Here is a 3190-nt window from a genome sequence, read left to right as displayed (position 1 = left end):
CATGTAGAAAAAGGAAGAAAATAATAGAATAAGAAAGGCTATTGACAATCTTCTCATCATGACCTGCTCCTTATTTAGAAATTTTCATTCATTTTAGCTTAAAATCGCATTTCCCGCTCTTTTCATCTATAATGTAAATAAATTTTTGATAAGGAGCTCGTATCATGAAAAGATTGACCATCGTTTTCCTCGTGCCGTTTTTCATGCTATTCACCTATTTTTTCTCAACTGTCTCTGCCCCTGCCATGGATAAAGGGAAAACCGCCTCTACAGAAAAAAAACCTGAACCTTCTGAATTAAAAGGATTGGACCTGACAGGTCTTTCCAGAGAGCAAGAAAATAAGTTGAAAAAGATAATCAGCGAGAATAAGATGACCTCCTGCGTGACGAAACCGATCGCGGAGCTTCTCAAAAATGGATCTCAGAATCCACTGGCCATGCATCTCGCTCAGGATATCATTAACAGGATCAAAGAAGGGAAAAGCGATCAGGAAATCCTGCTTCATGTCAAGAGGACGTTGAGGGCTAACAGGGCCGCTCCAGAGATAGACCCGGACATGGTTTATGATATTTCCGTGAAGGATGCCCCCTTCCGGGGATCCCGGAACGCTCCGGTAACAATTGTGGAGTTCTCCGATTTTCAGTGTCCCTATTGTGCCAATCTGAGCAAGATCCTCAATCAGATATCAGAAAAATACCCCAACGACGTGAAACATGTCTTCAAAAACTTCCCCCTCGAAAGGATACACGGCTTAGCGCGAATGGCTGCAAAAGCCGCTCTCGCTGCCGGCGAGCAGGGGAAGTTCTGGGAGATGCGGCAGAAACTCTTCGATAATTTCAGAACCATCAGTAAGGAGAGCATTACAAAGTTCGCCACCGAACTTGGCCTTAACAGAGAAAAGTTCGAAAACGATCTCAACGATGCACCGTATGATGCTCTCATAAATGCCGACCTCCAGGATGGCGAGATGGCAGACGTGGGCGGAACTCCAACCATCTTCATCAACGGAAAGAGGTATCAAGGAAACAGGTCAGTGGAAGCATTCGAAGCCATCATCAAGAACATAATCGAGAAGCCCGCTCCTTAGAAGTCCTTCCTTATCTTTTTAAGTCTCTGAAGTATGAGAGGATGTGAGTAGTAGAAGAAGGCGTACCACGGATGAGGATGCAGGTTCGATAAGTTATCCTTGGTAAGTTTCACCAGAGCGTCCGAGAGGTCCTTTCTCTGCTTGAGCATCGCGCATGCGAAAGCGTCGGCATCAAGCTCATGCCTTCGAGAGAAGTGGTTCGATACCGGCCTGAAGAAAAAGCTTGCAAGACTGCCGACGAATCCAAGAAGTATCATCCTGGCGAAGAACGAATCCGATTCCAGTCCGAAGAGAGATATCAGGATATCACCTTTCAGAATTTTGAAAGCGATAAAGAGAGAGACAAGGGAGACAAGCTCGATGAGAACTATCCTCTTAAGGATATGCCGCTTCTTCCAGTGTCCCGCCTCGTGTGCCAGGATTGCAAGGATTTCTCCATGGGTCATATTGTTGATTAACGTATCAAAGAGGACGATCCTCTTAACCCTTCCGATCCCCGTGAAATAAGCATTGGTATGCCTGCTACGCTTTGAAGCATCGACGACTCTGATCTTGCTGATCCTTATCCTGACCTTGTCCATCAGCTCCCGTATTTTTCCTTCGAGGATTTCGTCCTGAATGGGAGCGAACTTATGGAAGAGGGGTTCGATGGCGTACGGGGAGATATACATCATGAATATCCCGAAACCCAACAGGAATAGCCATAACCAGAACCACCACCATCCCGGGCTCAACGCTATGATACCGAAGCCTGTGGTTGTCATGGCGGCCGTCAGAATGATTGAAATGACCAGAGACTTTACAAGATCGCTAAGCCAGAGCCTTGCCGTCATGGTGTTGAAGCCGTACCTGTTCTCAATTCTGAAAGCCGCGAAGATGGAGAACGGAATGGATAGAAATGTGGATGCAAGAGAAAGGATAAGGAAAAAGAGGACTCCTGAAAGGACGAATGGAAGATCCAGGCTGAAGATCCAGGAGTTGTAAGCATCCAGGATCCCTCCAAAGATGAAGAGGATAAAGATACCACTTTCAAATATGGATTCGAAAAATCCAAGGCGGCTCCGCTCGATGGTATAATTCCTGATTTTTTTCAGGATCTCCGAGTCAACATGTCCTTCAAACTCGGGAGGGACGATCCCCCCATGCTTCTTCAGGTGGCTGAGGTTAAGAAACTTCAGCCATAGTTCAAAAATGAATATGAGAAGATAGATGATCAGAAACAGAAACCTATAATTTGCCATCTCTATGAAGCCCATAGTTCATAAGGCAAATATCTAACGGCATCTAGACAAGATGTTCAAGCAGAAGTTTAACGCCGATGCCGATGAGGATTAGGCCGCCTGCTACTTCTATCTTCCGCTCAAAGAAGTGTCCTGCCTTCTTACCTATGAAGATCCCGAGAAACGATAGGATAAAAGTCACAGTTCCGATGACGATGATGGGAGTGACGATGAGGACCTCAAGGATTGCGAAGCTCAATCCTACCGCAAGAGCGTCGATGCTCGTGGCGATCGACAGGAGGAGCAAAACATAAGCGTTCAACGGATTGAACACTCTCTCCGCTGCTTCGATCTTGAATGATTCGTAGATCATCTTGTAGCCGATCAGGGTCAGAAGGGCGAATGCAACCCAGTGGTCAAAACCAGAAATCCAATGCTTCAGGCTGAGGCCGGCCAGCCATCCGATCAGAGGCATGATTGCCTGAAACAATCCGAATGAGAGTGCGATCTTGAGCGCATGGTTGATCTTCATGTTCTTTATTGCGATTCCGCTGGCGACAGATACCGCGAAGGTATCCATCGCCAGGCCAAAAGCTACGAAGATTATTGTCAGAAAAGCCATCGATCCATTCCAGTTTATCCGTCAGAATGCATGCTCAACGAGCAGATGCCGCATCATCAAATTGAGATTTTGTATTATATCCCATCTGCAATAACTTTCCTGTTGATTTCCTCAGAGAAAGGAAGTATATAGATCCTAAATTGAGCGATTCTTGTTATGAATGGTAGTTTACCCACCTCCATACATGGATTCAAGGACCCCGCGGCTTGGGAAGCCCATTTTGATAAGTCAATGGAGGATGATTTTTCTTCCCATCAGAG

At 46.0% G+C, this 3190-nt stretch carries 3 protein-coding genes; 1 reads left to right on the top strand and 2 read right to left on the bottom strand.

What is annotated here, in order from left to right:
* The first annotated feature begins 164 nt into the window (after positions 1-164).
* Positions 165-1088, top strand: a complete 924-nt coding sequence (locus tag AB1756_07665) for a thioredoxin domain-containing protein (GenBank protein MEW5807203.1) — start codon at positions 165-167, stop codon at positions 1086-1088.
* Here the strand turns inward: AB1756_07665 and AB1756_07660 are convergent.
* Together AB1756_07660 and AB1756_07655 are read right to left on the bottom strand one after the other, a co-directional pair.
* Positions 1085-2329, bottom strand: coding sequence for a M48 family metallopeptidase (locus AB1756_07660; protein ID MEW5807202.1), 1245 nt, complete (start codon positions 2327-2329; stop codon positions 1085-1087). The genes AB1756_07665 and AB1756_07660 overlap by 4 nt on opposite strands.
* 43 nt (positions 2330-2372) lie before the next feature.
* Positions 2373-2930 carry a manganese efflux pump MntP family protein gene (locus AB1756_07655; protein MEW5807201.1) on the bottom strand — a complete coding sequence of 186 codons (558 nt, stop codon included), beginning with the start codon at positions 2928-2930 and terminating at the stop codon, positions 2373-2375.
* Between the last annotated feature and the right edge of the window lie 260 nt (positions 2931-3190).

This window comes from Acidobacteriota bacterium (genome assembly GCA_040752675.1).
Taxonomy (GTDB): Bacteria; Acidobacteriota; Polarisedimenticolia; order JBFMGF01; family JBFMGF01; genus JBFMGF01.
The sequence above is the reverse complement of the archived record's forward strand: the minus strand, read 5'-3'. Positions and strand labels throughout refer to the sequence as shown.